Source organism: Cryobacterium breve, assembly GCF_004402375.1.
GTDB classification, from domain to species: domain Bacteria; phylum Actinomycetota; class Actinomycetes; order Actinomycetales; family Microbacteriaceae; genus Cryobacterium; species Cryobacterium breve.
In genome coordinates this window covers 1-24,806 of record NZ_SOGJ01000018.1, presented here as the reverse complement: position 1 = coordinate 24,806, position 24,806 = coordinate 1, and the positions used below count along the sequence as shown (strand labels likewise).

General features: G+C 62.5%; 28 protein-coding genes. 12 read left to right on the top strand and 16 right to left on the bottom strand.

All coding sequences use genetic code 11. The features are described from left to right. Positions 1 to 8: 8 nt before the first annotated feature. From E3O65_RS07035 to E3O65_RS06990, 10 genes are all read right to left on the bottom strand, one after another. Positions 9 to 482 carry a DUF4913 domain-containing protein gene (locus E3O65_RS07035; RefSeq protein ID WP_198411699.1) on the bottom strand — a complete coding sequence of 158 codons (474 nt, stop codon included), beginning with the start codon at positions 480 to 482 and terminating at the stop codon, positions 9 to 11. Next, positions 475 to 2,184 (bottom strand): type IV secretory system conjugative DNA transfer family protein, encoded by a 1,710-nt coding sequence (locus E3O65_RS07030; RefSeq protein ID WP_134363036.1) that lies wholly within the window; start codon positions 2,182 to 2,184, stop codon positions 475 to 477. The genes E3O65_RS07035 and E3O65_RS07030 overlap by 8 nt, the downstream gene beginning before the upstream one ends. Further along, complete coding sequence (locus tag E3O65_RS07025; protein WP_134363035.1) at positions 2,181 to 2,636, bottom strand: hypothetical protein; 456 nt, start codon at positions 2,634 to 2,636, stop codon at positions 2,181 to 2,183. The genes E3O65_RS07030 and E3O65_RS07025 overlap by 4 nt, the downstream gene beginning before the upstream one ends. Continuing rightward, positions 2,636 to 3,709 (bottom strand): hypothetical protein, encoded by a 1,074-nt coding sequence (locus E3O65_RS07020; protein WP_134363034.1) that lies wholly within the window; start codon positions 3,707 to 3,709, stop codon positions 2,636 to 2,638. The genes E3O65_RS07025 and E3O65_RS07020 overlap by 1 nt, the downstream gene beginning before the upstream one ends. A gap of 18 nt (positions 3,710 to 3,727) precedes the next feature. Then, a complete protein-coding gene (locus E3O65_RS07015) occupies positions 3,728 to 5,197 on the bottom strand; it encodes a P-loop NTPase family protein (RefSeq protein WP_241985774.1) in 1,470 nt (489 codons plus the stop codon). 83 nt (positions 5,198 to 5,280) lie between these two features. After that, positions 5,281 to 6,990 carry a hypothetical protein gene (locus E3O65_RS07010; protein ID WP_134363033.1) on the bottom strand — a complete coding sequence of 570 codons (1,710 nt, stop codon included), beginning with the start codon at positions 6,988 to 6,990 and terminating at the stop codon, positions 5,281 to 5,283. After that, entirely contained in the window at positions 6,987 to 8,465 is a 1,479-nt protein-coding gene (locus E3O65_RS16665; RefSeq protein ID WP_166785682.1) for a hypothetical protein, read from the bottom strand. Before E3O65_RS16665 ends, E3O65_RS07010 begins: the two co-directional genes overlap by 4 nt. Further along, on the bottom strand, positions 8,465 to 9,187 hold the full coding sequence (locus E3O65_RS07000; RefSeq protein WP_134363031.1) for a hypothetical protein: 723 nt from the start codon (positions 9,185 to 9,187) through the stop codon (positions 8,465 to 8,467). The genes E3O65_RS16665 and E3O65_RS07000 overlap by 1 nt, the downstream gene beginning before the upstream one ends. Positions 9,188 to 9,212: 25 nt before the next feature. After that, positions 9,213 to 9,545 (bottom strand): hypothetical protein, encoded by a 333-nt coding sequence (locus E3O65_RS06995; RefSeq protein WP_241985773.1) that lies wholly within the window; start codon positions 9,543 to 9,545, stop codon positions 9,213 to 9,215. A gap of 14 nt (positions 9,546 to 9,559) precedes the next feature. After that, positions 9,560 to 10,366: a nucleotide-binding protein gene (locus E3O65_RS06990; protein WP_134363030.1), complete on the bottom strand. Its 807-nt coding sequence runs from the start codon at positions 10,364 to 10,366 to the stop codon at positions 9,560 to 9,562. Positions 10,367 to 11,076: 710 nt separating this feature from the next. On the opposite strand from E3O65_RS06990, the gene E3O65_RS06985 reads away from it, so the two are divergent. From E3O65_RS06985 to nrdH, 6 genes are all read left to right on the top strand, one after another. Further along, positions 11,077 to 11,388: a hypothetical protein gene (locus tag E3O65_RS06985; RefSeq protein WP_134363029.1), complete on the top strand. Its 312-nt coding sequence runs from the start codon at positions 11,077 to 11,079 to the stop codon at positions 11,386 to 11,388. 149 nt (positions 11,389 to 11,537) lie between these two features. Next, a complete protein-coding gene (locus tag E3O65_RS06980) occupies positions 11,538 to 11,768 on the top strand; it encodes a hypothetical protein (protein WP_134363028.1) in 231 nt (76 codons plus the stop codon). 465 nt (positions 11,769 to 12,233) lie between these two features. Next, complete coding sequence (locus E3O65_RS06975) at positions 12,234 to 13,259, top strand: hypothetical protein (RefSeq protein WP_134363027.1); 1,026 nt, start codon at positions 12,234 to 12,236, stop codon at positions 13,257 to 13,259. 1,112 nt (positions 13,260 to 14,371) lie between these two features. Beyond that, positions 14,372 to 15,019, top strand: a complete 648-nt coding sequence (locus E3O65_RS06970) for an AAA family ATPase (RefSeq protein WP_134363026.1) — start codon at positions 14,372 to 14,374, stop codon at positions 15,017 to 15,019. Then, positions 15,019 to 15,321: a hypothetical protein gene (locus tag E3O65_RS06965; protein ID WP_134363025.1), complete on the top strand. Its 303-nt coding sequence runs from the start codon at positions 15,019 to 15,021 to the stop codon at positions 15,319 to 15,321. The genes E3O65_RS06970 and E3O65_RS06965 overlap by 1 nt, the downstream gene beginning before the upstream one ends. A 63-nt stretch (positions 15,322 to 15,384) precedes the next feature. Further along, positions 15,385 to 15,618 (top strand): glutaredoxin-like protein NrdH, encoded by a 234-nt coding sequence (nrdH, locus tag E3O65_RS06960; protein ID WP_134363024.1) that lies wholly within the window; start codon positions 15,385 to 15,387, stop codon positions 15,616 to 15,618. Positions 15,619 to 15,654: 36 nt separating this feature from the next. On the opposite strand, the gene E3O65_RS06955 is transcribed toward nrdH, so the two are convergent. The 4 genes from E3O65_RS06955 to E3O65_RS06945 all read right to left on the bottom strand — a co-directional run bounded on the left by E3O65_RS06955 (position 15,655) and on the right by E3O65_RS06945 (position 17,684). Beyond that, positions 15,655 to 16,137, bottom strand: coding sequence for a hypothetical protein (locus tag E3O65_RS06955; RefSeq protein WP_134363023.1), 483 nt, complete (start codon positions 16,135 to 16,137; stop codon positions 15,655 to 15,657). A 26-nt stretch (positions 16,138 to 16,163) separates the two neighbouring features. Continuing rightward, positions 16,164 to 16,424, bottom strand: coding sequence for a hypothetical protein (locus tag E3O65_RS06950; protein WP_134363022.1), 261 nt, complete (start codon positions 16,422 to 16,424; stop codon positions 16,164 to 16,166). Between the two features lie 256 nt (positions 16,425 to 16,680). Then, entirely contained in the window at positions 16,681 to 16,857 is a 177-nt protein-coding gene (locus E3O65_RS16660) for a hypothetical protein (protein WP_166785681.1), read from the bottom strand. A 29-nt stretch (positions 16,858 to 16,886) separates the two neighbouring features. Further along, positions 16,887 to 17,684 carry a GAF domain-containing protein gene (locus tag E3O65_RS06945; protein ID WP_134363021.1) on the bottom strand — a complete coding sequence of 266 codons (798 nt, stop codon included), beginning with the start codon at positions 17,682 to 17,684 and terminating at the stop codon, positions 16,887 to 16,889. A gap of 305 nt (positions 17,685 to 17,989) precedes the next feature. Here E3O65_RS06945 and E3O65_RS06940 point away from each other — a divergent pair, with 305 nt between their 5' ends. After that, positions 17,990 to 18,688: a hypothetical protein gene (locus tag E3O65_RS06940; RefSeq protein WP_134363020.1), complete on the top strand. Its 699-nt coding sequence runs from the start codon at positions 17,990 to 17,992 to the stop codon at positions 18,686 to 18,688. A gap of 825 nt (positions 18,689 to 19,513) precedes the next feature. Here the strand turns inward: E3O65_RS06940 and E3O65_RS06935 are convergent. Together E3O65_RS06935 and E3O65_RS06930 are read right to left on the bottom strand one after the other, a co-directional pair. Next, on the bottom strand, positions 19,514 to 20,140 hold the full coding sequence (locus E3O65_RS06935) for a response regulator transcription factor (protein WP_134363019.1): 627 nt from the start codon (positions 20,138 to 20,140) through the stop codon (positions 19,514 to 19,516). Next, the gene (locus E3O65_RS06930; RefSeq protein ID WP_134363018.1) at positions 20,137 to 21,324 is read right to left on the bottom strand and encodes a sensor histidine kinase; all 1,188 of its coding nucleotides are present in this window, start codon (positions 21,322 to 21,324) and stop codon (positions 20,137 to 20,139) included. The genes E3O65_RS06935 and E3O65_RS06930 overlap by 4 nt, the downstream gene beginning before the upstream one ends. Before the next feature lie 167 nt (positions 21,325 to 21,491). Between E3O65_RS06930 and E3O65_RS06925 the strand changes: the two genes are divergently transcribed. From E3O65_RS06925 to E3O65_RS06905, 5 genes are all read left to right on the top strand, one after another. Continuing rightward, positions 21,492 to 22,562, top strand: a complete 1,071-nt coding sequence (locus E3O65_RS06925) for an FtsX-like permease family protein (protein WP_134363017.1) — start codon at positions 21,492 to 21,494, stop codon at positions 22,560 to 22,562. Continuing rightward, positions 22,559 to 23,254, top strand: a complete 696-nt coding sequence (locus E3O65_RS06920) for an ABC transporter ATP-binding protein (protein WP_134363016.1) — start codon at positions 22,559 to 22,561, stop codon at positions 23,252 to 23,254. Before E3O65_RS06925 ends, E3O65_RS06920 begins: the two co-directional genes overlap by 4 nt. 69 nt (positions 23,255 to 23,323) lie before the next feature. Then, entirely contained in the window at positions 23,324 to 23,746 is a 423-nt protein-coding gene (locus tag E3O65_RS06915) for a transposase (RefSeq protein ID WP_166785680.1), read from the top strand. Next, the gene (locus tag E3O65_RS06910) at positions 23,682 to 24,110 is read left to right on the top strand and encodes an IS3 family transposase (RefSeq protein ID WP_166785679.1); all 429 of its coding nucleotides are present in this window, start codon (positions 23,682 to 23,684) and stop codon (positions 24,108 to 24,110) included. The genes E3O65_RS06915 and E3O65_RS06910 overlap by 65 nt, the downstream gene beginning before the upstream one ends. 15 nt (positions 24,111 to 24,125) lie before the next feature. Then, a complete protein-coding gene (locus E3O65_RS06905) occupies positions 24,126 to 24,407 on the top strand; it encodes an integrase core domain-containing protein (protein WP_134363013.1) in 282 nt (93 codons plus the stop codon). Positions 24,408 to 24,806: the final 399 nt, after the last annotated feature.

Sequence of the window (24,806 nt, the reverse complement as noted above, 5' to 3'; positions counted from 1 at the left end):
AAGCTTTGCTACGCGGGTAGCTGCCATTCCGCCGGGGGGATTGTCAGGGACACGGCCGGGCCGGTTTCTTTTGTTTCGGAGAGGTGTCCGCGGGTGCGGTCGCAGAAACGAAACGGGCCGTTCGCGGGGTCGAAGAAGACTGCCGCGTGCCGGTCCCAATCGTTGATCCACCAGGACGACACTGCCCCGAGGTCCAGCTCGGCGGCCAGGTGAGCTTGCCAGAGCGCGAACAGGCGTGCCACGACTTCTTTGTGCTCGTACCACTGAGCGCACCAGTAGAAGCGCTTGTTGGGTCCAACTACCTCAACGATGGAGAAATGCTCCACGACCCAGTCGAGGAACTGAGCTTGCGCGTCAACGTCTTCTTCTGGCTCCTCGTCGGTGTCGGGGTTGATCGCCTCATCGTTGAGGGAGTCGCGCTCCTCGTCCGTGAGCGCTTCTATTTCGTTGTCGGTCAAGCCGGTCACGTCGCCGTCAGCCACGGGGCACCGCCGATCCGATCACGGGCGTGACCGGGGCGGCCGCGGCCGTGCCTTCGATCTTCGCTTTGAGGGTCTTGTCCCTAAACCACGGCACGGTGTGAACCATGACGGGGCGGGACTTGGAGTTGAAAACGATCGCCCGCCACTCCGGCAGGGAGGCCAGGGCGGCAACGTCCATCGTGTTCACCTTCCGGGTGTTGGTCGAGGTGGACATAGCGCCGTCACGACCGGTAGAGCTGCCGTAAGTGATTTCGTCGTGTTCTCCGATTAGCGCTGCGATCGTTTTCAAGAACTCGTCATCCAGGACACCGCCGCCAAAGACGCGGTTGGATGCGGCATCCCAGAGGGTGCCCCAGCCATCGCGGCCGAACGCGTCGATTCCTTGGGCGCGCGACTGGAAATAAGTGTTCAGGATGATGCCCATGGAGCCGTAATACGAGTACACCGAGGGCAGCTCGGGCCACTTCACGATGTTTGCGCACTCGTCCAGCTCGATCACCAGGGGCACGTCCAGGCGGCCGCCGTTGTTCTCGGCGGCGCGCTGCGCGGTCTTGCAGATCGCACGGACGAGAGCCGTCAAGAGGGCACCGCCGGAGCCCTCACCATCCTTGGACAGCAACACGAGCGTGTCGGTGCTTCTGATGAACGCGGCCGGGTCGAAGCGGCGCACCCCTTCGGCCGAGGTCCAGGCCAGCAGCTCGTCATCGGCCAGGGCGGACGCCATGCGCTGCGCTGTCGCGTACGCACTGCCGCGGGTCTTTTCTGGCCACAGCAAGATGCCCGCTATGAAGTCGGCCGGCCCGGTCTTTTTGTGGCGGCTCAGAATGTCCACGACCTCGTCGCCCTGTGCGCGGGAGAGCCAGGAGAACACCTGCGAGAGCGGCTGACCGTCCAGCTTGGCCGCCAGGAAGAAGTAGGCAAGCATGTCGCGGCCGGCCGTGTCGAACTGGGCATCCCCGCCCCGGTCGGAGCCCTTCTTGGTGGAGGCCTCGAAGATCGCCGCCAGCTCTTTCGCGTCGGCCGCGTTCTCGATGTAGTCCAGCGGGTTAAACACGAAATCGGGGGTGAAGTCCCGCCGGTAAATCCGGTTCGGGTCGAAGACGAACGCCCGGCCGCGGTCCTGCCGGCCGGCCAATGTCTCGCGGACGCCGTCAACCTTGTTTGAGGTCATGATCGCGGCTCCGGGTGCCTCGATCATGTGCCGGATGACGATTCCGGATGTTTTACCGCGTCCAGGCCCGAACACGTACACGCCCAGCTCACGCCAGCCCTGCAGCACCCATTTCTTCGATCCGATCAGCCGGCCGACGCTCTGCCCTGCCGGCAGGGACTCGGCGTTCGGGTGAAGCTGCGCGGCTTCCTTGGTGCGTGCTTTCTGCCGCAGCACCGCGGACTGCTTGCGCGTGGCCATGTGAGCTATTGCAGCGTTGCCGCGCTTGTTCGAGGCCCGCCTAGCCATCCAGGCCATGAACCCGACGAACACGGCCAGCGCGAGAATCAGCGCGACAACAGACGCCCCAGTCGCTGCCGGCGGCCAGGGTGCGCCACGGAGGGCCATATCCCCCAGGAGTGTGAAGAAGTTCCAGGAGTACGTGTGGCCGGTCGGGGTAAGAGCGGCGCCGACGTGGACAGCGAGGTAGAACCCCGCGAGTAGCAGAGCCCCCAGGAAGGCGGTCATCCATTTGCTTTTGGTGTCGTTCATTGGTGTCCCCTTTGTTGGGCGGTCTTAATGCGGTGCAGGATCGAGCGCGCAATCCGCGCTTCGTCGTCGGCTCCCGCGAAGCGTTCAGCGATCGACACGTCAACGCCGACCATTACCGCCATTTCTGAGGGCATGACCCGGCTATCGGCCAGGCGCTGCAGCAGCGCGTATCGTTCAGGCCGGGTGGTTACGTCGTACGTTTTGGCGACCCGGTAGGCCTCGTGCAGCCAGTCCAGGACCGAGCGCACGGCGCACACGTCACCGTCAATGTCCACGCCTTCGAGTTGGTAGCGCACGGCCACCAGCTCGGCCGGGACCGTGCCCAGCTCGGCGCGGTGCCGGCGCAACGCGACGTCTAACCAGAGGTCGACGGTTACGACGTCGTGCGCGGTGTTGGTGATCGTCCACTCGTCGCTAGCGAGATTAGCTATCGACGTTGTTTCGGCCGGCATCAGGCAGCAGCTTTCAGTGAGCCGGTGAACGCGGGATCGACCTGCAGGTGAACGTGATTGCAGGAGTCCTCAAACTGATTCATCCCCGCAAACTCAATTGAGGTGCCCGCGTCTGCGCGGCACTGCACTTGCCCAGTAGCGGAGCCCTCAGGCATCAGGGGCGCGAGCATATTCAGGAGCTTGATCGCGTTAGCGTCCGCGCCCGTCGTCGGGGTGCGGCCCAAGGAGAAGAAGTCCACCGCATGGCCGCCACCGTTAGCCCAGTGGGAGCTGTTCGGGTTGCCTAGGTATTGGTCGGTGCACAACCGGTTAATGTCGGAGATCCCGACGCTGCCAAACGTGTTGACAGCAACGGTGATGATCTGCAAAACAGCCAGGTTGATTCCGCAGTTCTCGTGAGTCTCCCCGGCTGCAATCCACCGAATTTCTTTCAAGTGGTCAGGGGCAATCCCGGTGATGTTGCCCGCGTCGATTTTCACGACCAGGTCGGCCGCGAGTTGCTGCGCGTCGCCGCCGGCAACTACTGCCGCTGCGCACGCGGCGTCACCGCCCACGAGAGCGGCAACGACGGCTTCTGCCTTGGAGAAGTACGGTGCGTAGTGATCGGGATCCGCGTTGATCTGTACGGCGTGAGCTGCCGCGGTGGGCGTCAACGTCTCCCAGTTCGGAACCTTCACCAGGCGTTGGAAGAAGAACCCGGCCGCCTGGGTCGGGTTGAGGCGCTGCGCCAGAGTGCCCCAGGTGTCGCGCTGCTGGAACAGGCCGCGAGAATCTGGCCCCGCCAGGTCTCCGTATTCGATATTGCGTAGGCCAGATTCGCCCATGGCCGTCATCACTCCCAGCGTCTGGCCCTGCACGTTCACGCCCGCGGCCGCGCCTGCAGTGATGATCGCGGCGGCGTTGACGAGCTGGTCGCCGGAATAACCGGCCACCGGTTCCAGGCCGGCCACCGTGGCCGGGCTGATTGTGGCCGCCACCGCGCACGAGTTCGTACCGCCGCCGGTCACGAACACGATGCCGGTAAAGACGAATACCAGCACGATCAGAAGGGCTACGCCCCCGAGCTTTCCCATAGTGGCCCCCTCCCCCGATTACGCCGTCGCCGCGCCGGCTGCCATGGCCTCGTCGGTGTTGGTCGCGTCTATTTCCCAATCGGAGCGGACGTGGTGCATGTGCGTTTCCGGGTTGGAACCGTACTTGAACACGCAGTTACCAACTTCCAGTTTCATCAGCGTCTCCGCGGTATCCGGTGCGAAGTTGAACGTCTGATTGACCCACCGGGCGTCCTCGTCGCGGTCCTGCCGGAACGCATAAACCGTCTGCGCTTCCTGGACAACGGTGTAGCCGGGGCTGTCCTCGGGAATGTCGGTGCCCTTGTGCATCACGAACACGTTGGAGATACCCAGCGAGCGAGAGAGCTTCTGATTGGCCTTGACCAGGCGAGCAGAAGGCCCACCGATCATGTGCCAGCCCTCTTCATAAACAACGTTGGTGATGTACCCGCGTTCATGGCGCAGCCGGCCCATCAGCCACATATTGCCGATGGCCATAACCGTAGGCACCGCGGGCCCGTCGTCGGGCAGCTGGGACACGTCGAAGGTCGTCAGCTTGTGTGCCAGGTCAACGTTTCGGCTGGTCTCTCCGTCGAATACTCCGGCGTAGGTTTCCAGCAGGTTTTCCAGGCCAAAGCGGATCGACAAACCCGCCTGGTGGAATCGTTCTTTCGCCAGGTCCGAGAGGTTCTGATCCCCGGGCACGTCGCCCAGGTGCGGCAGCAAATCCGCCGTGGTCGCCGCGCGGGTGGTGTCCGTCGCTTCCATCTCCGCAAACAAGTTCTGCAGAGCGTAGCGAGTGGCCTTTTCTTCCCACTCCGACGCCGGCAGGTCATTGCGGGCAATGCGCGCAACAGCGTTGATAAGCAACATCTGGCCCTGCAGACCGGTGCCCGAAGCGATAAGCGGGTCCATCAGGTTCAATCGGGTACCGGAGCCGTCCGGGTCAAAGCGCAACGGCGCTGCGCCCAACCGGCGGGCCACGGAGGAGTATTCGCCCTCGCCGCCCTGGTCCTTCTTGTCAAACACCACCGCGCGGTGATTACGCAGCAGCAGCGGGCGCATAACAAGCACCGTCTTGGTGAACGATGACTTACCAGAACCGACCGTGCCCAAAACCAACACGTTAGGGCTGGTGATGCGCCTAGGCGTCATGTTGTACGCGGTCGGAGCATCGTGGCAAATCATCGTCGACGACAGATTGTCTGTCCCGTTGACGACTCCCTCAATCCCGGTCGGGGCACCGATGATGCCCGTATTCAAAATCTCGGCCTGTCGTGTCGTCGTCGGCGCTCCGGCCAGCGCCGGGGCGTACCAGCCGCGGGCGGCCGCTGAGGGCGACGAACGCAGCCGGGAGCCGGGCAGGCTGAACGGCGTCACGTCTAGAGGCGCATGGCTTCCATCCGTTGCCGCGCTCTCGGTACCGGTCAGCGCCGGAGCCAGAGCCTCCGGCGGGACGAACATTTTCAGCAAGGGAATCTTGGCAAGTCGCGGCTGCCGGCGCGGCATATCCACGTTCTCCGCCCCAGCCGGGGCGGCAGAGTTGCTGGGCTTAGAAGGCGCGACGGGCATAACCCGAGCTCGGTCTTTTCTCATGAGATTGCTTCTTTCTCGCTGCGACCGGCCAGGCGGCCAATGAAGCGGGTTGCGAAGGAGGCCGAGTCAGCGCGGAGCCCGCGCCCAATCGGCCAGGTGCTGCCAGAGGCTGCAGCTTGAAAGGAGTCCTGCCAGTCCAGGCGGTCGATGCCCAAACCGGTGGAGCAGGCTTCTTCGAGCTGCCGTGAGGCTTGCGCGAGCTCGTCGCGGCTGCCGGCGGAAATAGTGATGTAACCCACCCAGGAAACGCCGTGGTGGTGCGAACCGGCGGACAGGTCCGCGGCACGGCGCTGCGCGGCCGACATTCGAGTGGTCGAGTCGTCGGAGACCAAACGGCCCTTCTCCTGGTCAGCGACAACGCCGGCCATATCGCGCACCACGTCAGCGCGTGCGGCAGCTTTAGCCTGGCCCGCGGGGATCAAGTGCAGGTGGAACGAAACCGTGCGGACAAACGTTAGTTCCCGCCCGATGAGCAGGTCCAAGCTCCACAACGGGGACCGGCCGGCCACGGCCAGGTTCTCCCCATGGATCGCGGCGGTACGGTGCCACCAGGTCACCGCCGGAGCGTTCTCGTCTGACTCACCCGGGTGCACGAAAGTGGGATCGAAGCTCTCGACCACATGCGCCGAGAACTCGTCATGCGAGGCCAACCCGAACTGTGTTGGTTCGACCTGGCGCACCAGGTCAATGGGCATGCTCGGGTTTTGCTGGTGAAGGATCAGCGCGGCCGTCTGCTTAGCCGTCAACGCCACCACGTCACCCTCACGCGCGTCTGTCAGCCCGCGCACGGTAGCCCTGATTTCGTCATCCATCAGCGCCCGCCAGGCGTCACGACCGGTGCCAAACTTCGCGGCCGCATCCGTGAACTGCTGAGTCAGCGGCCAGGACACAACAACGTAATGCCGCTGCACCATGGCGTCAGCGCTAGCCCGGCGGATGACCTGGTCATAGGACCTGGTCTGCGCGTAGAAAGATTCCCGCTGCGCGTCGGTCCACGGCTGCTCCGCCGATTCGGTCTCTAGGCGATTGGTCACCCAGAGTTGCTGCCTGGCCGAGTCCGGCGGCAGCACGCGAGTGAGCGGCTGAATGTCGCTAATGAGCGAGGCCGGCGAGGCCCGGCGGGCCAAGAACCGCCCCCAGCCCGCAGACGCCCGCATGAGGGCCTGTGCGGTCTCCATCCCCCGGAGCTGCCCGGAGACGCTGAACGCAACCGAGAGGTAGGGCTGCTGCCCAATCGGGGCATGCCAGGCGATACCCGGCAGGTTGGCGGCGTACTGCAGCCAACCCATCCCGTCGGCTCCGTCCGGGTTCGCCCGCATCTGGCCCAAGGCGCGAGACGCAGCGGCCTTCTCCGGCTTGGTGCCGACCGTGGCGAGCTGCTGCAGCCGGGCCCACTCCTCATCGTCGTACGGCGTGTACACGTCCGTGCCGAGGCGCTTGCGTGAGCGCCACCGGGAACGCTTAGCCCGACGCTGCAGGATGGTGCCGCGGTGCGTGCGCGCGGTAACGAGCATTGTCGCCGCGGCCCCGCCGGCAGCGATCAGCAGCACGACTAGGGAACTAGTCAGCGCCATGCCGACAATGCCGCCAACGACGAACACGGCCAAACCAATCGTGCGGCCTTTCGAGGACGTACCGCCGAAGAAGGACCGGTGGCCAGACTCGCCGCCGAGGTAACGAATCGCGGTTTCCTTGGTGTTACTCATGAGGTCGAGTCCTTTCCGTAGTGGTCTTCATGGTCATCGACTGGTTCAGCTGCGGCCGCGCCAACAGAGTCGGAGACCTTCTTCGTGGCGTTACCGGCCGCCATAGCGCCGGCCACGATCATTGTCGGGACGCCGATAGCGGCACCCACGCCCGTTGAGGACTCGGCAGCGCCAGCGGCGGCCGCACCCTCCGCGGCAGTAGCCGCGGTAGCTCCCTGAGTAGCTGCACCACCGCCGGCAGCGCGGCCCTTAGTGGCCGCGGTGATCGAGGAGCTAGCTTCCTCAGACTCAGCGCCAGCCCCGCCGGAGCTGTTAGCTCCGGAACTGCCGGAAATGCCGGACGGGCTGGATATACCAGCGCTAGACGACGCGGAGTCAGCCCCACCGCTGCGAGAGGCCCCGCCGCTATCGGACTGCGAGCTAGACCCAGAGTCGCTGACTCGCGCATCGGCCTGCTGCATAGAGCTAGAACCGATGTTGCCCCCGCGAGAAGGAACCCCGCCACTGCCACCCATGGGCAGAACCGGAGCGAACTTCGTTAGCAGTACCGGCGAGAGCCCGGCGATCAACAGCGACAGGATCGACACCACCAGCGTTACCGTTCGTTCCAGTGTTGCGTTCCCATCGAACACATTGACGGTGCTTGACACCATCGAATAGGCGATCGCGAGCATGAAGAACAGCAGCGGGTGAGACGCCAGGATGCCAAACCACAGGTAGGCAATCTTCAACCCGAAGGAGCGCTTTGTCGGGTCAACGATCCAGACCAACCCGAGGGGAAAAAGGACCCCCGAGAAGTACAGCGTGATGAGCTGCACGATGAGGATCAGCACCACGATCAAGAGGCCAATAATCATGAAGATCATCAGAATGATTCCCACGATCGCGCCGCCGGCCAGGCCCACGCCGTTGTCGTCGTTGCTCAACATTTCGGAGAACTTGTCCACGATCGTTTGCGCGGACGTATTGATTCCCCAGCTGATGAGCGAGTCCGACAGTGCGCCGAAGAACTGCACCAGAATCGCACCCACAGCCGGGCCAAACGCTGCGCCGATAAGGAACAGTGGCGCGTACAGGCCCAGCGATTCCGCCAGGTCCCGGCCCGACTGCTGACCGCGGGCGGTGCGGACGAACTGAGGGATGAGCAGAGCAGCAAGCACGAACACGGCCAGGCCGAAACTGATTCGGTACGAGCTGATAAACCAATCAGCCGTCAAATCAGGCAGGGTCGCATGCGTGATCGCGGGCAACACATCATCAGCCAGGCCCTTAGCGCCGTCCTGCAACATCTTGAAAGAGTTGCCCGCCGGATCAGACCAGAAGTCTGCGAAACCGTTTGCTGTTTCTACAGCACCACCAACGGCATCCCCCACACCCCCAAAGAACTCACCTACCGCACCAACGGCCTCTTCGACGCCGCCGTTTACGTCGTTGTTCAGGCACTCCACCGGATTCGCACAAGGCTTCTCAGCCATTAGCAACCTCCCGTGTATCTGGTCCCGCCTGCAGCCAGTAAGTCTTGGTCCGGGCTAATCCCTGACTCAACGTGCCAAGCGTCGTTCTCCCACACCATGACGAAACCGCCCACACCGACTTCAGTTGGACTGAGCGCCCCGTCAATGACATACCCGGCCGCGAGGGAGACGATGATCCGATCAGGCGTCGATTCTTCTGAAACACGCCATAGCCCGTTCGTGGTTGACATGTGAAAGGGGGTCCCTGCCGCGACCTTGCCGCCGGTCGGGTTGTCCCCGACAGCTTCAAAGCTCGTGGAGAGTTGCTTGAAGCTGTCCGGCGCGTTGCTGCCGATGACCGCGCTACTGACCGCGTCTAGCTGGTCAGCGGGTGCGTAGGGGTACTGCCAGTAGAACCGGTAGAAGGACGTGGCGACTTCGACCGCTCCGAAGGTGGTGTGGCTCGCCGCTTTCTGCGCATCACTCACCATCAGGGCGTTGCGGTCCTGTCCGCCGAGGCACCCGGTGGGCGCCAGCCCCTCGTCGCCGTCGCCAGCGCCTGAGCTACCCCCGCCAGAGGGGGCGGATGCCGTTGGGGTGGGTTCGCTTGATGCTGTTGCGGTGGGTTCTCCGCTTGGTTGGGCGGATGAGTAGACGATGCCGCCGGCTACGGCGACCACGACTACGGCTGCGCCGATGACATAGGGCCACCGGCTGCGGCCGGCTTTGGTATACATACGCATGCTGCGTCTCCTAGAGGGTTGGCGGTTAGCCGACGAAACTGAGGATCGCGCCGACGATCAGCGCGAGGGCGGCGAGGCCGGCCAGGGAGACGCCAGCCCACAGGGCTTTTTTGCGACCCTGAGCGTGCTGCTGCGGGTTCGGGTTGGAGTCGCTGGAAGCGCCGGCCATGGACACCAGTCCCAGCGCCAGGTAGACGATGGAGATCAGGATCGCGATTCCCCAAATGGCGGTGATGAGTTTCTGCCACAACGCGGTGAACTCGGATCCGCCGAAGGAGAAGTCGGGGATCAGCCCATCGAGGGGGTTGTCAATGGCAAGGGGCAACTGGGTGACGGCGGCGAGAATTAAATCGTTCATTGGTTTCGTACCTTTCAGTGGTCGGTCAGAACCGAGTTTTTGAGGGAAATGACGACCGCGGCGGCGGCGGCCGCGAACGCGTCACGGGTTGCGGGCGCGAGCTTGGAGAGGGTGATTTGTTGGCGCTCTGCAATGTGGGCGTCGTAGGGGACCTCGTGTAGCGAGGTAACGCCGGCTTCCTTCAACAGGCGCGCCACTTCGGCGGTGACGGCCTGGTTTTCCGGTCGGCCGTCCGTGAGCCGAATGGCGATCGCGGTGTCTGCCAGGCGTTTGGGCTGGCCGCCCGCGGCGCGCAGCTCCTCGAGTAGCTGAATCGCTTCGAGTACCGAATCCCCCGCGTTCATCACTGGGATAACGAGAACGTCAGCAACCGAGGCCGCACCCTGAAAAGCGGATGAGGTAGTGACATTGCCCGAGTCCATAACGCGAATCCCGTAGAACTCATCGATGACCTTGCAGACCGAGACCACGGCCTCGCCAGTCAGGCGGTCCCGCCGGCCGGTCGAGGCGATCACGTCAGCAAACGACGTTTGCGGTGCGGTGTACCCGTGGAGCCTGCCAGCGGTCTTGACCTGGTCAATATCGCGCACCAGCTCTCCCAGACCCAACTTGGGGTTGCCTTCGGCGCGGTAGCCCAGCGCGCCCGGGTCGTCAGAGACTTCCAGGACCGCCGTTGATCCCCCGCGAATCGATGCGATTACGCCCGCGAGGATGACCGCTGTGGGAGTTTTCCCAGTCCCGCCCTTGGGGTTGTTCACCAGTACGGAAACAGCGCGTGTCCAAGTCGCCTGCCGCACGATGGTCTCGGCTTCGAGCCGCACTGACTCAAGATGCCGGGCCGCTACTTCCTCAGGCCCAGGCTTGACCGGGAATCCCATTCGGGCGATAGCGCCGCGGAATCCCGTGGTGGCCTTGCCCGAGTCAGTCGCCGTTAGCGCTGCTGCAGATCCTCCGAACAGAACTGACGTTGAGTCGGCAGGTGCCGGTGATTCAGTGGGCGTGAGGGAGGGAGACCATATCGGGATATCGGCGGAGGGTGAATCGGGTGGGGTGTCGTCCAGAACTGAGCCGGACTCCCCTGGTTCGTCAGCGGGCTCCTGGACGTCCGGCGGGCGCTCCCAGGTGTCCTCTTCGATGTACTGGCTTGCGCGGGCCGCGCCGCCGAATACGTTGCCTTCGTTTCCTCGACTGGTGTCAGTCATAGGTTCTTCCTCTCAAATTGTTTACTAAACAATCGAGGAACCTAAGCAGTCCCCCGAGCTGCATACTAAGTGTCTCCTACGACACCCCCGCATTCCACCCAAAAGGGGGTGTTTCCCGAAGTAGGGGTAAATTAATTTCGCATTTTTACGCGGAAGTATGCTTGTGTCCTCCCGGAAGGCCGACACGATTCTCACTGTCCATAGGAATACCGGGTATCCACTTACATGAGGAGCCCTTATGTAACTGAGTTACATATAGCGGCCAAGGCGCAGGGGTTCAAAGGCGAAGCCCGCGCCGGAACCGGTGAGAGTCCGACAAAATGAACCGCATGTCCGCTATCCCTGCTCCCGAGCGGGTCGCACGGTTTCACGAGGCGTACTCTGCTCCTACGCGAGCGATCGTGTTGCGGATTCTGCTCCAAAAGTCGCGCACCTACTTCGAGCTGTTCGACCTCATCGGAGAAGACGTTATGTCTCGCGGGTCCGTGCATGAAGCGATACGCGAACTGGGCCGGCTGGGCTACGTCCAGAACAACGCTCCAGAAGGCGTCCGGCGTCGACCAGCCAAGACCCAGTTCTGGGCCAACCGTGAACTGATTGCCGCCGACCTCGGTGCAACAGTCGGCTACCTCCTCGGCTGACCACTCCCCCACGCCCCGCCGACACAGGTCAATTCGGGGTCACAGAGCACCGTGGCACGGCGAGCCGTGCCACGCCCTGGCTGCACCGAAATGCGCGACACACCACCAGCGCTAGCGTTAATCCGAGATATAGGAATAATCTATGACCTATGGCAATCCGTCGACGCCCCCGAGGCACCCTAGATAATCCGGTGACCCTTGGGTGGGTAGTCCAGAAGGATCAACGTGAGCGATTCATCGAGATTGCCAAGCGTTCCGAAATCTCGGCGGCTGTCCTGTTCGAGATGGTTGTCGATCACCTCGAACTGACGGACCAGGGCATCCCGCCGTGGATGCCTGAGAAGAACCGCGACGGGGAGTTGCCTATCGACCGCGATTAACGCATAAGGCCCGCCGCTTTCGCGACGGGCCTTGAAGCATTGGCTCGAACCTGAAGAAGTTTGGCGACTGACCAGGTTCAGAGCATTTCCAGAAAAACACCGGCTACCAACCGGAGCTTTTTAGTACCCACCTAAGGAAGGACCTAAGGAGTTGACTTCATCATAAGCGCAACGACGCCAAAAACTCATGTTTCTGTTCGTAAATCAGCAGATAGCGCGTCCTCCTTTGTGTCGACACCGGACTCCCCCCATGCGGGTGGAGCCGAGCGTGCGGGTTACTGGGCGACGGAATGGCTGCCGTCGGCCACGGATATCGAAGCCGCCCTGGCCACCACGGCGGCGGAACGCAGCAATTCACAGCCACAGGATCGCCCCACAGACGCGAACGGTCAGCCGGCGGGCACTGGGCCCATTGAGCCGGCCCGTTCCCCCTGGGAGCCTCCCCCCGGCGCCCACCGCCACACAGTGGCATGGCACTCAGGAACGTTCTGGCTCCGGGACCTCCGGGAAATCCCGGCCGATGAAATCGACCAGGCACGCAAGACCAAAGACGACACGATCGCGATAGACACCATCTACCGGGTCGCGGCCGCAGCGGCCCCTTATGCAGATCACGGCACCGGGCGCAGCGTGACCGTTGCGCACAAGACCCTCGCCGCGCAACTCGGGGTGCACATTCGCACCATCGGTCGCGCCTGGCGTGTCCTCGACAAACTCAAACTCGCACAGACGCTCCTCACCGGGCGCTACCTCACCGCAGCCGAGCGGGCATTGATCAAAGCCCGCTACGGCCGGCACCAGATCAAGCGTGCTTCAACCCGCGCACTCACAGCCAGGAGAAGGGCTGTCTACCAACTACGTAGTAGTCAAGAACGTCCAAAATCTTCCCTTACCGAGATGGTTAAACACCAACGCGCTAGGGCGCGCGGAAGCCTCGACCAAGCTGCAGAAGCCAAAACCTCCCCAGGCCGGCACACGTTCACGCCGTGGCCGGCCGACCTCTACCGTTTCGCCGTCGAACTCAGCACCCGGCTGCCCTGGCTAGCACGCCAACACCACCCCGCCAGCGTGTGCGCCATGCTCAACCGCGCCGGAATCACCCCCGACCGCTGGACCGCGGCCACCCTGCTCGACGCGATCGCCGCCGGCAACCAGCGCGCCGGCATGACAGTGCAAGACGGCCACCGCCAACACAACCCAATCGCCTACATGGCCTGGCTCATCAAAACCACCATCGACCTCGACTCCCCCACCCTGCTCGAACAGCACCGCGCACGCTGGGCCGCCCACGAGCAGGCCCGCCGTGAACAGGCTGCTGCTGCCGCCGCCGAAGTTGCCCGAGTTGCCCGGATCAGGGCAGAGGACAACGGCGCATCTGCTCGCTTCTTCGAAGAAGATAAAAAGCGCTACGGCCGCAAGCCGGGAAGAACGAGACTCAACATTGAGGGTGCGCAAGTGGCGCTCACGCGCACGGATACGATTCCTGGATGAGTAAGCGGAAACCGACACGAAAACCCAACAACCGCGCTAAGCCAATTGCGACGGAAGGGTCACCGGATCGTCTACTCAGTGCAGCACGCTCGATCCTCAAATCGTTGACGGCCTACCGCGCTGCTGCCAACGCCTACGGGCAAGAACCAATAGCGCTCTCCCCTATCCTCGAAGGATTGACCACTCTTGATGAGTGGCTGCTATCGGAGATCCAACTGTTTGAACAGGCCCAACTGCTCATAGACACCGAGGCACCCGTAAGTCCCACGAACGATCGAGGCCTGGAATGGGCCGTTCCCCAAACGCCAGAAGCAATCATCAGGTATTCAGAGTTGGCCAACCCCAGCGACGACGACTACCTAACTCGGCTGCGACTGTCTATGACGAACAGAGCCGAACGCACAGCAACCCGCGACGACGCCCTGACTGCACGCTGCGACCAAGCAACAGCGACCGGGGCACAGTGCAAAAACAGGCCCGTCTACTGGCCAAATCGAGGGTACTTAGGCTCCTGCTCGACGCACCTCGGGAACGAAGAGACCCAGCAGCTCACGAAAATTTACGACCAGGCGATAGCGGCGACGGGCTGCCCGGGGTGTGGTCGCAACGCTGGAACGAAATGTTCCCAAGACGCACGGTACCTACGCCCGGTCAACGGACAGTGGCCAAGCGTAAAAACGTTCCGCGGCCGCCAAGTCCACACAGCCCGTATCGACCTCACCCCGGAACCCTGACCGTACTGCCGCACCGCGACCACACCGCACGGCGTTGACTCCCCCAGTTCAACAGTTCCGCATCGGGTGACGCCAACGAATCGCTACGCGATTCCTTGCCACGAGGTTGTCTCTCTCCCGAACTTCGAACTAGGAACTCTGAGTCACGAGGTCGGTGAAGGGCTGCCATTGAGATTCGCGCGGTGATAGCACTTGATAGCACGGACTAGCAAATGCTAGTGTTAGCTATTGTTCGATAGCGTGTTTTAGCATCCGATATATAACGCTAGCACTTGCTAGCACACGATATGCTTTGCAAGCAGCCACTAGCAATTAATAGCAGTTGCTAGCAAGAGCGGCTGCCGCCGCTCTTGCCGTTTAATAGCAGAAGGGTACGAAATGGGATTCATCACTCTCTTTGGAGGCACGAAAGGTGGCGCGGGAAAAACGACCGCTGCCATTAACGTTTCGGTGAGCCTGGCTGCCGCTGGCGCACGCGTCGTCGTCGTGGACGCGGACAAGCAGCGCAGCTCGGCCAAGTGGCACGCACGGCGGGTAGACGCAGGGCACACGCCGCCGATGACACTCGTTGAGAAGCAGGGCAACGTTTACGCTATGGTTACCGACCTGGCCAAGCACTATGACCACGTGATCGTGGATGCTGCCGGCGACGACAACCAGGAGATGCGAACGGCCATGACTGCCGCTGACCTGATGATCGTTGTTCTGCGCCCCAGCCAGCTCGACGTGGAGACGTTGGAGGAGTTCACGGGCGTCATTGACACTGCACACGACTTCAACCCGGCACTGCGCGTCCGGAGCCTGTTGAACCAGGCCCCCACAAACCACAACGAAACCGAGACGGTAGACGTTGCTGAGTACCTGGTCGAGTTCCCCCAGGTGAAGCCCCTCGAAACAGCTCTCTATCTGCGCAAGGCCTACCGCGATTCGCTCGCGGACGGCCGTGGAGTGCTGGAAGTACCAGGAGCGTCGGGCAAGAAGGCCCGCGCCGAGATTCAGGAACTAGTAGCGGAGGTATACGCATAATGGCGCTTGCACGAAACAAGAAACCAGATGCCAGCGCTATCGCCGCGTTCGGTGCAGCCGCAGAGGCACGACCGGATGACGCGGCCGCGGCCGCGGCCGCGCAGGCCAGGACAACGAAGGTCACGAAGCCGAGCCCGGTAAACGCGGGGGAGGAGCAACGGCCGAAATCTAGCCTGGTCCGATGGACTGACGAGGACTTGCGCGACCGCCTCATCGACTACTCAAAGCGCGAGCGATACTCCCTGCAGCACCTGATGATCGAGGCCCTGAAAATCGGACTCGACCAGATCGAAAAACGATAGCAAACGCTAGCAACAGCTAGCAACAGCTAGCACTTGCTAGCTCATCTCGTAAAGGTGCCCCGCATGATGACCGTCTACAGCAAGCCGAATTGCGTGCAGTGCAGCGCCACCTACCGCGCGCTGGACGCCAGAGGGATCGCGTACCAGGTAGTAGACCTAACAGGCAGTGATCCCGCGTTGGAGTACGTCACGCAGGAACTCGGTTACAGCCAAGCCCCAGTGGTCGTGGTCGATGAGCGCGACCACTGGTCAGGCTTCCGGCCCGACAAGATCGACCAGCACGCAGGCGGCCGCTAGACCAGCTCGCAGTCACGCCCGGTTCTGAACGGATTGCTACGGAGCGTGGACGAGCAGCACGTTTCCAATGCGAGTGCCGCCTGGTTCGGTCGAGTGCTTGACGACCAAGTTTGCGGGACCTGACAGCGACAATCTCGACACCAAAACGAATTCGAGCGCAGCCGCGGCCTCGAGTTCAGGAGTCGGATTGTTGACTGTGAGCCGCTGCTTGTCGAGTTCCGTAAGCCCGTCCACGGTCACGTCATATGCCGTTTCGAAGCCGCGGTTTACCAGAACGTAGGACTCTCCACCAACCGGAGAAGTAGACCAGGCGATCGAGGGCAGAATCGAAGGGGTGGGCAGGATGCCAGGAGAATCAGCCGCCGCGAGGGCGGCCCGTTCCTGGTTATCTCTGGACAGCCGGCTAGTGATTTGCGCCAGCCTCGCGAAGTAGATGCCTAAGCCGCCAACCACTGCCGACAGCCCTAGGCCGAGCCATTGTGTCCAAAGGCCTGATGCGGCAATTTCGGTAGCGGTCATGCCGTAACGATAGTGGCGGGGGAGGACTAGATTTCAGCCGCCTCGATCAGGTGATCGAGGGCAGCCCGCCAATCGTGGGTAGTCGGTGCGGCGGCCGTCTCATCACCAGCGCTGTGCTCGGTGTAGTGGGGCCACGGCTCGGCTGCCGTCGCATCGGTCTCAGTCACGATTCCGATGTATGTGTCACCGTCATAGACGCGCCACACCTGAGAATCGACCTCCGCTAGGCGGTAGGTCTTACGGGCGAAGTCATAGGAGCCTTCTGCGAACTCTGGGCCGTCTTCCATGACCCCACATTGCTAGGGTCGGCGCGGCAGCCTCCGCGAAGTGGTGGCGCGTTCCAAGGCCCGGTAGACCGTCGCGCGGCCGATCGTGAATAGCTCGGCTAGTTCCGCGATCGAGTGGCTACACCGCTCGAAATTTGGGGGAGCGCCCGGCAGATCTGCGTCCATGCCAGCTCTTTAGTCGGATGACTAGGAAGCGCCACTCGGCCACAATCGGGGGATTACCCGGGGGCCTAATTTGTCGCCGAGAGGTGGTCGACTAGATCCAGCGCCTGTTGCGGCGCTTCGCTTGCTCGGCGCGAGCGACCTTGGTTGCGTCCTGAACAATGCCGCGTACGACCTTGGGGTCGGAGAGGTTGACGTCCTCAACCGGGCGAGCCGGGGTCGTGGCGCGCACTCGACCGAAGGTCTTTGCCCGTGGCGCATAAGTCGTCATGCTCAGAGTGTAGGCCGAACCGCTGACAGTCAGCTAGAGGTGCCGGCACTCACGCCTGGATATGCACTCGCATATCCGACGGCGAGCAGCTCGGCGACGACCTTGGCAATTTCTACGGACGTGCTGCCTTCCGCGAAGGATCCTTCAACCGGAGAGTCGACGGTGAGCATTCCGTACGAGTAGTCGCCGCTCCGGATCACGACCGAGACGAAGGAGCGATAGCGAGCATCGTTGCGGATCCCCGGGCGCGGGTCCGCGTGTGTGTCCTCCACGATGAACGGCTCACCCCCGGCCTTGGTCCATGCGAGCGCTATATCGCCAGCGACCGTGCCGGCGGCGAACGGTCCAGGGTCGTCGCCCTCACCGCTCGTCGACTCGTGAACCAGCTCGTCGCCGGCTACGTTCAAGACGAACACATTTGCCCGCACACGCGGAATGTGTGCAAGCAGGAGATAGGCGGTCACGGAAGTTACCTTGTCGGCCACCCGCACGACGTGACGTCGTTTTACGCCGGCCGAGAGGTTGGGCATTTCAGCTAGCAGCCGAGCGACGGGAGCAATGCTGTCCTTCATTGCTATCCGAAGGTCATTGACCTCATTGTCCGTGGTGGTGATCAGCCTGTCGGCGCGCAGCGCACGAAACACCTGAAGGGCCACGGTGGCGACCAAGAGCCCAGCACCCGCCCAGTAGAGCTGCGTCGTTGCCTTAGGCAAGATATTCGGGGCCTCGAAGATCAGGACACCGAGCGCTCCCAAAACGAGAGGGATCGCTACGTCCAGAATGACGCGGCCGCTGCGAGCTCTCGTTGCTGAATTACCCGTGGCCATCCGGTAAGTGTAAGTGCAGGCTGCGCGGGTGATTCCGTTCATCGAGTTCTCCTTCTTCTACTGCTTGATACGCCGGGGAGAGCCGATTGACCAACGCAACGACGGACGGAGCCTGAGGGGAGCCCACATCACGTGTGTGCGGCGCGATTTGGCGCTTACGTCGCCAGCCCAAAACGATCGTTATTGGGCGCTGTTCCATGAAAAGGAACCTCAAAAGCGCGCCAGCGCAGGCCGTTGGCACTTCGCTGCCGCCCGCTGTCGGAGCTCGGCGATACTGTGAACTCCACAAGATGAGGAGTGCGCGCATGCCAGCAGGTCCCGTTGCAGTGTCGAGGCTCGGTAGCGAAGAGACCTCGCGCGAGCCACAGAACATCCGAGCGGCAACTTGGCTGCTCAGGCAGCCCGGCGGTCAAGTCATGGTCGTCACCCCACGCAGAGATTTCTCGAGCGAAATCCTTACACAACTTGTTGCCGATCCCGACGTCGTCCACCACACTTGGCGCGGGTTCAACGCCAGCTCGTTCGACGGGCAGCGAGTCATATACGCGTGGCCCGACCGTAAACACCTGAACGATGTGTGGGGCGCGGAAGCGGATGCGCTTGTCGTTATCGAATGGAACGAGAACGAGACCGCCGAATGGATTGCAGACGCCCGGCCCATTCAATTGCTCGCTGAGGGAATAGTGCAGTCACCTGAGAAGGAAAGGTCGGGGGCGCTTGAACCGCTGCCCAACGGTATCGATGGCATCCTCGCGTACGTCGCTGATATGGCGGCCGGCTACTCGACGGGCCTCAAGTGGAACGAAGAGGACAAGCTCAAGGCGGACATGATGAACTGCCCGGACCGCTGGCTCCCGGTCACCGTCGAGCAGGTCCGCGCAATGTGCCGGCAGCTCGGGATGAGCCCAGAAGACGTCGACACGATAGCCGATCTCGTCCAGCGCCGGAAGGACGGCCGCCGCTTCAATGTGCGCAGCTCATACCGGACTTTTCATTTCAATTGATGACCGTTCGCCTTGCCTGGCGGTCGGCAAACGATCGTTTTCGGGCCTTCTCGCCTGGGTGTGAAGGGGCCGGGTGTGTTTTAGGGCAGTCTGTTGCTGTGAGTAGGACATCTATCAAAGATTTGCGTGAGCGCGGGCTCGTATGGCACTACACGACGCTCGAAGCCCTCCAACTAATCCTGGCGAGCAACACTTTGCTGGCAACTGAAGTCAGCTATCAAAACGACCAGCGAGAACCAGAGACCGCGCGCGAAGCGAACTGCCTGAGGAACTGTTCACGGAAGATGTTGTTGTTACCGAGACTGTCTTTCGGAACGAAGCACGAGCGTGGTCGGCTCCAGTCGGTACGCCGCTGCCTGAGGAGTTCGGGGGAGCGGGTGAAAGCGTAGACAGTACGACCTCTCCCACTGATGCATGGCAGGAGCAGAAGGCGAGCGGAGAGCCTACGCCGTAGCGAGTGCAGGAGCCACTGGCTCGGGGGCAAAGATTGTCCGGCTGCAGTACACGCCAGCTTGACGTCAGATTGCGCAGCGAAACCCGTCCAGTTGTGTGACTGTTACCGCTTTGTGGCGGCGTTTTGTGATCGCTTCGTGGCGGGAACCGCAACGTGCCCACAAACGATCGGTGGCTTCAAACGCTCGAAGCAACAGGGGGCATTTTTATACTGCGGTCGTCACTTGCCAGCGATTCTCATGGCCCAGCGCGTATATGGCCACTGCTGCGAAGGAATGCGCTGCCGCTCCTGCCAACCAGGCCACCGTGAACGGCCATTGTGGACCGCTCTCATCCAGGCTGCTCACTTTCAACCCGCTTGCTGGGCCGGTTCTATCGGAGGATTCCTTGTCGGCGGGCTGCGGAGACTGCTGCGGTGCGGGAGGTGACGTTGAGCTTGGAGAAGATGTGTGCGAGGTGGGATTTGACGGTTGTTTCGCTGACGAAGAGTTCTTCTGCGACATCGGTGTTTGAACGGCCTAAGGCGACGAGTTCAAGAACCTGAATTTCGCGGCCGCTAAGGCTGATTTGGGGGGCACGCATCCGGTTGAGGAGACGGGATGCGATGACGGGGGCAAGAGCACTTTCACCGGCGGCGGCCGCGCGGACGGCTGCGATCAGTTCGTGTGGTGGTGCGTCTTTGAGGAGGTATCCGCTGGCTCCGGCTTCGACAGCGTTGAGGATGTCGGCGTCTGAGTCGTAGTTCGTAAGCACCAGCACATACGGTGCCGCGTCGAGGGCTCTGATGAGTCGAGTCGCATCAGCACCGGTGGATGGTTCGCGGGCACCAAATTGGAGGTCCATCAGAACCACATCCGGGTTCTCACGCTCGGCGGCTTGTACCGCCTGATCGGGTGTGGCTGCTTCGGCGACGACCTCGAAGTCTTCCTCGAGACTGAAGAGTGCGTGGAGACCGGCACGGACAATCGGGTGATCATCTGCGATGACGAGTCTGATCATGGGCGCTCCTCGAGGGAGAGGTTTACGGCCAGGGCGGTTCCCTGGCCGGGTGCAGTGTCGAGGGTGAGGCTTCCACCGAGCTGCTGCACGCGCTCGTGAGTGGCGTGAAGGCCAAATGAGTCCGATTTGTCCGTCGAGTCCTTGGTCAGAAGAAGAGGATCGAATCCGGTCCCGTCGTCCACGACGGTGAAGCGTAAGTCGTTCTGGTCGACCGCGAGCGTGATCGTGGCGGTAGAGGCGTGGGCGTGTTGGATGACGTTCGCGATTGCCCCTTGCGCGATGCGAAGTAGCGCGGTTTGGAGATGCATCGGCAGCGCGACGTTATCGGAGACTCGCACGTTTACGACAAGTCCCTGCGTCGCCCATTGTGTTCGAGCGAGCCTGCGCAGTGCTCCGCCGAGACCGCGGTCGTCGAGCTGGGGTGGTGTGAGCTCGCGGATGAAGCGGCGTGCGTCGGCGAGGTTTTCGGCGGCGGTTTCGCGTGCCAAAACGATATGTTCTATTCCAGCCCGGTCTGGGTCGGCGCGTTCGGCGGCGTGTAGCAGCATTTGGATGCTGGAGAGCCCTTGCGCCAAGGTGTCGTGGATCTCTCTTGCAAGTCGCGCGCGTTCTGCCAGGACACCGGCTTCGTGATCGATGGCGGCGAGTTGCCCTCGCGTGTTGATCAGTTCGTTCATGAGTACTTCACGCTGTTCGGCTTCGCGGGCGAGCGCTTGGTATCCGAGCCCGATGAGGAGGGCGACGCCGGCACCGACAAGAGGGCCTACTACGCCGCCGACGGTCCACCCGCCGTGCACCCCGAGGGCGTAGATCGCGACGCCTGTCGCAACCAGGATCGTTGCGGATCCCCACCACCGACCAAGAAGGTGAAGGTAGAGAAAGAACAAGGGGAAGACCAAATATGCAGCGTCCGAGCTGAGCCACAGCAGGGCAACCCATAGCAGGGTGAGCACGGCAAGCCAGCCGAGCCTCAGCAGGCGAGACCGGGAACGATCGGATCGGCCGATGAGCCCTCCTAGGCCATACGTCACCAAAAGAACCACTGACAAGACGATGACGGTGACGCGCATGTCAGTTGGGACGAGTGCAGCACGGGCGATGACCAGAAGAGTCAATGCGACGAACAGCGCGTGCAGGCCAGTCCGCAGACCCACGAAGACAGGGGTCAGTGCGGTGTGGGACATGCTTTGGACTTTACGCGCCACGGTGATGAGCCCTCATCGTTCGAAAGTACGACTGTTTGCTCCGTCTTTTAGGCAGACAAGGGTGTTCCGTCGGGTGATGACCCGGAAGTGACGAAACGAGAGAGTGGGATATGTCATCGCATCCGGTGGCAAGAAAGGCAGACATCATGTTCGTCGCGTTACGCGATCTTCGCTTCGCCCGGGGCCGGTTCGTCCTTATCGGCTCCGTCGTCGGCCTCATCACCGTTCTTGTCGGTTTCCTCAGCGGCCTAACAGGAGGGCTCGCTACGCAGAATATTTCGGCCGTGCTCGCGCTTCCGGCCGATCGCATCGTGTTTTCCGCTCCTGCCGACGGGGCATCAAGTGCCAGCTTTTCCGACTCCACAATCACCGAGCAACAGGCCACGGATTGGGCGTCAACCGATGAGGTGACAGCTGCGATACCTGTTGGGATTAGCCAGACCCGCGGTGAAGCAGGCAGCACCCGCGCGGCGATCGCCGTCTTCGGTGTTGAACCGGGATTCAACTCCACGGCACCCTCCCGTGATGGTCTTTTAGGCCTCTCCCTCCCGGCAGCGAAGAGCCTCGACGTCACGACCGGCGATGACGTCACGATCGCCGGCAGCACCTACGTCGTCGAAACGGTCGATGGAGACGACTGGTACAGCCACACCCCGGTCGTCCAGATGACTCTGCACGACTGGCAGGCCTACTCCGCCGCTACCGGGAACCCCGACGCCTATGCAACGGTCCTCGCCGTCACCGGCAGCCCCGATTGGGTTGCCGCCGACACGTCAAACACGACAATGTCCGAAAGCACTATCGGATCGCTACTGGCGCTCAGCGCCTTCCGCTCCGAGATCGGGTCACTCCTGCTGATGGTCGTCATGCTGTTCGGTATCTCCGGCCTCGTAATCGGCGCGTTCTTCACCGTCTGGACCATGCAGCGAAAAGGAGACGTCGCAGTCCTGAAAGCCCTCGGCGCCAGCACCAAATCACTGGTTCGCGACGCTCTCGGCCAAGCACTCATCGTGCTGCTCATCGGAATCGGAATCGGTTTGGGGCTCGTTGCCCTCTTAGGAACTCTTGCCGGCACCGCGCTGCCATTCCTGCTCAGCCCGGTCACGACGCTGCTGCCAGGCGTGATCATGACCGCGCTCGGCCTCGCCGGCGCCGCGTTCGCTCTCCGTTCCGTCACCTCCGCCGACCCACTCACTGCCCTTGGGAGCAACCGATGATCCGCCTCGACAACATCACCCTCACCTTCCCCGACGGAGGCACCCGTGTCACCGCCGTCGACCACGTCACCCTCACAGCTCACCCGGGTACCGTCACCGGAATCACCGGACCCAGTGGCTCCGGAAAATCGAGCCTCCTCGCCGTTGCGGCAACTCTTATCCACCCGGACTCCGGCCAGGTCCTCATCGACGACATCGACGCCACTGATTTGGACCCGGGCGCAGCTACCGAACTACGCCGCAACAAGATCGGGATCGTCTTCCAGCAGCCCAACCTCATCCCCTCCCTCACTGCGAGGGAACAGTTGGCCGTCATGAATGAACTTGGCGCCCACCACAGTCGGCGGAACCGCGCAAAAACCGCCACGCGCGCCGATGAGCTATTGGACGCAGTCGGCCTCGCCAGTCAGCGCGACAAGCGCCCCCACCAGCTCTCCGGCGGCCAGCGTCAACGCGTCAACATCGCCCGCGCCCTGATGAACGACCCCAGTGTGCTCCTCGTCGACGAACCCACGAGCGCCCTCGACCAAGAACGCGGTGCCAGCATCATCGACCTGATCCTGCGTCTCACCGATGAGCGAAACACCTCAACCCTGCTGGTAACTCACGATCTCATCCATCTGCCGCGCATGCACGGTGTGGTCCACCTCATCGACGGCAAACTCGTCGACACCCTTCTCACGGCCGCATAGCCTCCGACCACCCAGTCACGAAGGAACCTGTGGCCTTGACCCCGGGTGGTGGACACCTCACAAGAGAGAATGCTCACCATGGGAAACACACGCCGGGAGTTCACTCCTGAGTTCAAAGACGAGGCCGTCAAGCTGGTGATCAACACCGGCCGCGCAGTCGCAACCGGCGCCCGCGAGCTCGGCGTCAACGAAGCCACCCTGGGCCGATGGGTGAACCTGTTCGAGGCCAGCCAAGACGCCAGCGAAGCTGGGATCACGGAGACAGAGAAGGCCGAACTGCTGCGGCTTCGCAAAGAGAACGCCGACCTGAAACTGAACCGGGCGTTCCTAAAAAAGCCTCCTTCTTCTTCGCCCAAGAAGCCTCGGATACGAACGCCAAGCGTTCGCACTGATGCTGGTGGAGAAGACCAACTTCAGCATCGTCCGCATGGTCCGCCTCCTCGCCGTTTCCCCTTCGGGCTTCTACGCCTGGCTGGGCCGCAGCCCGTCTGAGCGGGCGGTGCGACGGGAGAACATCGAGCAGAAGGTCACGTGGTTCCACAGCGACTCAGACGAGGTCTACGGGGCCCCGCGGATCCTCGTCGACCTCCGCGCCGATGGTGAGACCATCTCCCGGAAAACCGTGGCCAGCACCATGCGCCGCCTGGGATTGGTGGGCATCAGCCCGAAACGGTGGCGCACCACGACGGTCAGCCAGGCCGAGGACGCCTACCCCGTCGACGCCGTCAAACGAGAGTGGGACACCGGGGCCCTGAACCAGGTCTGGGTAGACGACATCACCTACCTGAGGACCTGGGAAGGGTGGCTCTATTTGGCCACCGTCATCGACGCTCACTCGCGCCGCGTGATCGGCTAGGCCATCGCCGACCACATGCGCACCGACCTCATCCAAGACGCCCTGGTCATAGCCATGGCCCTCCGCGGTGAGCGGCCCGAGCAGGTGATCTTCCACTCCGACCGTGGTACCCAATACGCTTCAGCGCAGATCACCGTGGATGCGAAAGCGCACCGGATCACCCGGTCGATGGGCTACACCGGGGTCTGCTGGGACAACGCGATGGCGGAAAGTTTCTTCGCCACGCTCAAGACCGAGTTCTACCACCGACGCGTGTGGCCCAGCAAAAACAAGGCCTCCAGAGAGGTCGGCGCCTAGATCGAGGACCGCTACAACCGGCGCCGCCGGCACACCTCCCTCGGCCAGGTCAGCCCCGTCGACTTCGAACTGCAATACTCAAACCAGAACGCGGACTTCGCTAAAGCCGCATAACCCCGTGTCCACTAACCGGGGGCAAGGCCAGTCCTCGTCGAGCAATACGACGAGTGGGAGGCCTCCACCCGCCGCTACCTCTCCGAGGGCTCCATGCGGCTACTGGGCGCCCTCAACGACGCCCTCGCCAACGACGACGCCACCGCGCTCACGGGGGTGGTTACCGTTCCCGAGCTCACTTCTGCATAATCAAACCACTGACCTGCACGGTGTCGAGAAACTCCACCATTCAGCGGGACAGGATTTCCTTCAGGTCAGGATTGGCTCCTGCCAGCGGGCCAAGCG

What these genes read in the sequence shown, in the direction of transcription:
- E3O65_RS06945 (WP_134363021.1), bottom strand. Translation starts at nt 17,684, where the DNA reads ATGGCCACGGGTAATTCAGCAACGAGAGCTCGCAGCGGCCGCGTCATT.
- E3O65_RS06950 (WP_134363022.1), bottom strand. Translation starts at nt 16,424, where the DNA reads ATGGAAGACGGCCCAGAGTTCGCAGAAGGCTCCTATGACTTCGCCCGT.
- E3O65_RS06910 (WP_166785679.1), top strand. Translation starts at nt 23,682, where the DNA reads ATGGTCCGCCTCCTCGCCGTTTCCCCTTCGGGCTTCTACGCCTGGCTG.
- E3O65_RS16665 (WP_166785682.1), bottom strand. Translation starts at nt 8,465, where the DNA reads ATGGCTGAGAAGCCTTGTGCGAATCCGGTGGAGTGCCTGAACAACGAC.
- E3O65_RS06905 (WP_134363013.1), top strand. Translation starts at nt 24,126, where the DNA reads ATGCGCACCGACCTCATCCAAGACGCCCTGGTCATAGCCATGGCCCTC.
- E3O65_RS07030 (WP_134363036.1), bottom strand. Translation starts at nt 2,184, where the DNA reads ATGAACGACACCAAAAGCAAATGGATGACCGCCTTCCTGGGGGCTCTG.
- E3O65_RS06995 (WP_241985773.1), bottom strand. Translation starts at nt 9,545, where the DNA reads ATGAACGATTTAATTCTCGCCGCCGTCACCCAGTTGCCCCTTGCCATT.
- E3O65_RS06915 (WP_166785680.1), top strand. Translation starts at nt 23,324, where the DNA reads ATGCTCACCATGGGAAACACACGCCGGGAGTTCACTCCTGAGTTCAAA.
- E3O65_RS06940 (WP_134363020.1), top strand. Translation starts at nt 17,990, where the DNA reads ATGCCAGCAGGTCCCGTTGCAGTGTCGAGGCTCGGTAGCGAAGAGACC.
- E3O65_RS06930 (WP_134363018.1), bottom strand. Translation starts at nt 21,324, where the DNA reads ATGTCCCACACCGCACTGACCCCTGTCTTCGTGGGTCTGCGGACTGGC.
- E3O65_RS06985 (WP_134363029.1), top strand. Translation starts at nt 11,077, where the DNA reads ATGTCCGCTATCCCTGCTCCCGAGCGGGTCGCACGGTTTCACGAGGCG.
- E3O65_RS16660 (WP_166785681.1), bottom strand. Translation starts at nt 16,857, where the DNA reads ATGACGACTTATGCGCCACGGGCAAAGACCTTCGGTCGAGTGCGCGCC.
- E3O65_RS07025 (WP_134363035.1), bottom strand. Translation starts at nt 2,636, where the DNA reads ATGCCGGCCGAAACAACGTCGATAGCTAATCTCGCTAGCGACGAGTGG.
- E3O65_RS06970 (WP_134363026.1), top strand. Translation starts at nt 14,372, where the DNA reads ATGGGATTCATCACTCTCTTTGGAGGCACGAAAGGTGGCGCGGGAAAA.
- E3O65_RS06935 (WP_134363019.1), bottom strand. Translation starts at nt 20,140, where the DNA reads ATGATCAGACTCGTCATCGCAGATGATCACCCGATTGTCCGTGCCGGT.
- E3O65_RS06980 (WP_134363028.1), top strand. Translation starts at nt 11,538, where the DNA reads ATGGCAATCCGTCGACGCCCCCGAGGCACCCTAGATAATCCGGTGACC.
- E3O65_RS07000 (WP_134363031.1), bottom strand. Translation starts at nt 9,187, where the DNA reads ATGCGTATGTATACCAAAGCCGGCCGCAGCCGGTGGCCCTATGTCATC.
- nrdH (WP_134363024.1), top strand. Translation starts at nt 15,385, where the DNA reads ATGATGACCGTCTACAGCAAGCCGAATTGCGTGCAGTGCAGCGCCACC.
- E3O65_RS07010 (WP_134363033.1), bottom strand. Translation starts at nt 6,990, where the DNA reads ATGAGTAACACCAAGGAAACCGCGATTCGTTACCTCGGCGGCGAGTCT.
- E3O65_RS06965 (WP_134363025.1), top strand. Translation starts at nt 15,019, where the DNA reads ATGGCGCTTGCACGAAACAAGAAACCAGATGCCAGCGCTATCGCCGCG.
- E3O65_RS06920 (WP_134363016.1), top strand. Translation starts at nt 22,559, where the DNA reads ATGATCCGCCTCGACAACATCACCCTCACCTTCCCCGACGGAGGCACC.
- E3O65_RS07015 (WP_241985774.1), bottom strand. Translation starts at nt 5,197, where the DNA reads ATGCCGCGCCGGCAGCCGCGACTTGCCAAGATTCCCTTGCTGAAAATG.
- E3O65_RS06925 (WP_134363017.1), top strand. Translation starts at nt 21,492, where the DNA reads ATGTTCGTCGCGTTACGCGATCTTCGCTTCGCCCGGGGCCGGTTCGTC.
- E3O65_RS06955 (WP_134363023.1), bottom strand. Translation starts at nt 16,137, where the DNA reads ATGACCGCTACCGAAATTGCCGCATCAGGCCTTTGGACACAATGGCTC.
- E3O65_RS07020 (WP_134363034.1), bottom strand. Translation starts at nt 3,709, where the DNA reads ATGGGAAAGCTCGGGGGCGTAGCCCTTCTGATCGTGCTGGTATTCGTC.